Origin of the sequence: uncultured Bifidobacterium sp., assembly GCF_963540075.1 — a bacterium.
Taxonomy (GTDB): domain Bacteria; phylum Actinomycetota; class Actinomycetes; order Actinomycetales; family Bifidobacteriaceae; genus Bifidobacterium.
In genome coordinates, this window is sequence record NZ_CAUTOG010000080.1 from 1 (window position 1) to 3,455 (window position 3,455).

3 protein-coding genes are annotated in these 3,455 nt (G+C 64.1%); 1 reads left to right on the top strand and 2 read right to left on the bottom strand.

From position 1 onward, the window contains the following. Positions 1-367 precede the first annotated feature (367 nt). Positions 368-814 carry a hypothetical protein gene (locus tag RWX87_RS06685; RefSeq protein ID WP_314688818.1) on the top strand — a complete coding sequence of 149 codons (447 nt, stop codon included), beginning with the start codon at positions 368-370 and terminating at the stop codon, positions 812-814. 168 nt (positions 815-982) lie between these two features. On the opposite strand, the gene RWX87_RS06690 is transcribed toward RWX87_RS06685, so the two are convergent. Together RWX87_RS06690 and RWX87_RS06695 are read right to left on the bottom strand one after the other, a co-directional pair. Continuing rightward, positions 983-2,464 carry an APC family permease gene (locus RWX87_RS06690; RefSeq protein ID WP_314688820.1) on the bottom strand — a complete coding sequence of 494 codons (1,482 nt, stop codon included), beginning with the start codon at positions 2,462-2,464 and terminating at the stop codon, positions 983-985. A 106-nt stretch (positions 2,465-2,570) separates the two neighbouring features. After that, entirely contained in the window at positions 2,571-3,359 is a 789-nt protein-coding gene (locus RWX87_RS06695) for a carbon-nitrogen hydrolase family protein (RefSeq protein ID WP_314688822.1), read from the bottom strand. Positions 3,360-3,455 lie beyond the last annotated feature (96 nt).

Sequence of the window (3,455 nt, forward strand, 5' to 3'; positions counted from 1 at the left end):
TAGCGCATCTGCTTTGCAAGCAGAGGGTCGCCGGTTCGAACCCGGCTAGCTCCACCATCCCTTTTCCGCCCGTTCCCCGGAACGGGCCTGATTACCGGTTTTCGGCTTCATCCCAACGATTCCAGAGCCTTTGGCGTCATCGCCGTTATCCGTGGGATGGAACCGGTTCTTCTCCGACCCGCTGCGTGGCATCGGAGCCACGCGTCCATGGAAACACGATGGCGGTCCTGCTCGAACGAGGCACATGCCCGAAATCGGAATGAATCGGCGACGACGACGCGAATGATGACGAGGTCCGCCGGACCGCTACGCTGGTGGATGTCGGCGATGGGCCACGGACGACGAACTGAGAGACGAGGAGCAGCTGATGGCGGACGACAAAGGACTCTCTGCGGCCGAGCGGGACGCGGTACGCCAACGGGCGGCCGAACTCCGTGCCGGCAGCGGGGTGAAGGGCGCCGCGAAGGCGCGGCGCGAGGCCCAAGCCTGCCGCGACGCCATCGCGGCGCTGACGGGCACCGATCGCGTGGTGGCCGAACTCCTCGACCTAGTGGTGACCCAGGAGGCGCCGGAGCTGGCGCCCAAGACGTGGTACGGCTTCCCCTCCTACGCGCGCGAGGGCAAGGTGGTGGTGTTCTTCCAGCCGGCGGCGAAGTTCTCCACCCGTTATGGCACCGTGGGGTTCACCGAGCAGGCCCGGCTGGACGTCGGGCCGATGTGGCCGACGTCCTTCGCCGTGGTCGAGGTGGACGACGAGGTCGAGACCCGCCTGCGTACGCTGGTACGGCAGGCGGCCGGCAACGGACAGCGGTGACCGGGACGACGCCGTCATGAGTGCCGCGTAGTTCGGTGGCATCGTCGTGATCCCGTCCTGCCCGCAGATCGTCCTGGACTCGGACGCCCCGGCCCGCACCTACGAAAACCGACCGGATGCGAACCATAGCCGGAGCCGGAGCCATGCAAGGCTGTGCCACGGGCCATTTCAGAGGACGTTGGCCATGAACCTCCCACGCATGCGCGGCGACGCCGCGGCTGTGACGAACCCTCCCGCGAATGCCAGGAAGGGGATCAGCGCCAGAATCACGCTCACCGCCATGCTCCCTCCGGTGACCATGGTGAAGTTCACCAGGATGAACACCAGACATGCCGCCAGACCGAGTGACGCCAGAAGTGGGACGATCGTCGTCGTGACCGGATTGCCGACGATCTCATGGTGCCGGCGGAAGAAGACGAACACCGACACCGAGCTGACGAGCATGAGGATCATCATCCCGCAGGTGGCGATGGCGGCGCAGTAGCCGAACACCCCTCCCAGGGGGTCGAGTCCGGCGACCACGAGGATGAGCAGAAGCAGCGCCCCCAGCACGGTCGTGAGGATCGACGACCTCGACGGGGCGTCATGCTTCGGATGGGCGACTCCAAGGGCTGCCGGGAGCACGCCCTTGTTGGCCAGCGTAAACTGGTAGCGCGAGATGATGTTGTGGAAGGACAGCACGCAGGCGAAGATGCTCGTCACCAGAAGCACCTGCATGATGTCCCTGACAACGACTCCGGCATACTGCCCGGCCATGTCGATCATCATGTTGGCGTTGCCGCTCACCGTCTCCAAGGCGACGCTTCGGGCCTTCGAGGCGCCGGCGCCGGTGACGAGGGCCCAGGTCGAGATCGTATAGAAGACGCCGATGATGAGCACCGCGGCATACGTGGCCAGCGGGATGGTCCGGGAGGGGTTCTTCGCCTCGTCACGATAGACGGCGGTGCTTTCGAATCCGATGAACCCCGTCAGCGCGTAGAGGATGGCGATGCCGAAGCCCGAATCCGTCACATGGGAGACATCGAAGGAATGCCACGAGATTCCCTCGGGGCCGCCATTGATGAACACCGCGACGTCGAGGATGCAGACGATGCCGATCTCGCAGACCAGCGCCACCGCCAGGAACTTGGAGCTCACGTCGATGTTGTGGTATCCGATGACGGCCACCGCCGCGATGGCGGCGAAGGAGTACACCGGCCAGGGGATGTCCGGCCCTCCGAAGGCGGTGACGAGGTCGCCGATCGCCCAGCCCACGTATCCGTAGCATCCGATCTGGATGCCGTAGTACGTCACCAGGGCGGTGAAGGCGGTCCCCACCCCCATCCGTGCGCCGGAAGCGGTCGCCACATAGGAGAAGAAGGCACCGGCCTCCTTGACGTACGGGGTCATGGTGACGAACCCCACGGAAAAGAGAATCATGACCAATCCGGCGATCAGGAACCCCAACGGAGCGCCGCTTCCCGGCCCGTTTCCGATGGCGATGGGGGAGTTGCCACCGATCACGGTGATCGGCGCCGCCGCCGCTATCACCATGAAGACGATCGAAGGGACGCCCAGGCTTCCCTCCAGACGTCTTTTCTCCGTTGTGCCCTTCGCCGCGACTTCTGCCCCGTCGCCTGCCGACGTCGACGTCATCTGCGCTGCCGTCATAAGTGGTCCTTTCATTGTGCCGTCGATGGGCGGCTCTGCGTAACCGGTGCGATAAAGGGGGGCCGGCGTGATGACGCCGGCTCGTGGTCGGATGTGCATGAATCCGTCAGTACAGTTCCGGACGGCGGTCCAGAAGATAGGGGTTCTTCCGCCTTCCATCGACGACGACCAGCGGATCGATGTCGGCGACAAGAAGATGGGTGCCATGAACGCAGGTGACGATCCTGTCGCCGTTCGGACCGCAGATGCTGCTGCGTCCCACATAGCGCAGGCCTCGCTCGACGCCATCATGGTTGACGTAGGCCACATAGCACTGGTTCTCCCACGCCCTGGTCGGAATCATGGTCTCCGCCACGAATTCGAAGGGAACCATCTGTGCCGTCGGCACGGCGATGAGGTCCACGCCCTGCATCGCATAACGCCGGACGTTCTCGGGAAACTCAACGTCATAGCAGATGAGGATCCCGATGGAGATGCCGCGGAACATGACCGGATTGCCGGCGACCTCACCCGGAGAGAACAGAGCCTTCTCCTCATCCCCGAACAGGTGGGTCTTGCGGTAGACGGACAGCACCTCGCCGGTGGAGTCGATGAGGAAGGCGGAATTGAAGACCTCAGCCCTGCCATCGTCCCCTCGGACGACCTCGGGAGCTCCGGCGACAAGCGCCACGCCCTCCTCGCGGCAGATGTCTCGCGCGACGTCCAGCCAGAGGGACTGCGGATAGTTCTCCGGCCGGCGTTCGGTGTTGTATCCGGTGACGAACATCTCCGGAACGATAAGAAGTTCGACGCCCTGTTTTGCGGCGGCCTTCATCATGTCTCGGAGCGTGGCGAGGTTTGCGTCGACGTCATCGGGGCGAGTCTCGACCTGCAGGCATCCAATACGCACGGACATGCGGACTCCTCTCATCGGATTCGTCCCGTCACGGTACGTATTGGACATTTCCGCGGAGAGGAGTCTGGATAACGCCGTCGTTACCCCTATGAATCG

Coding starts and splice junctions, on each gene's coding strand:
- RWX87_RS06685 (WP_314688818.1), top strand. CDS start 368: ATGGCGGACGACAAAGGACTCTCTGCGGCCGAGCGGGACGCGGTACGC.
- RWX87_RS06690 (WP_314688820.1), bottom strand. CDS start 2,464: ATGACGGCAGCGCAGATGACGTCGACGTCGGCAGGCGACGGGGCAGAA.
- RWX87_RS06695 (WP_314688822.1), bottom strand. CDS start 3,359: ATGTCCGTGCGTATTGGATGCCTGCAGGTCGAGACTCGCCCCGATGAC.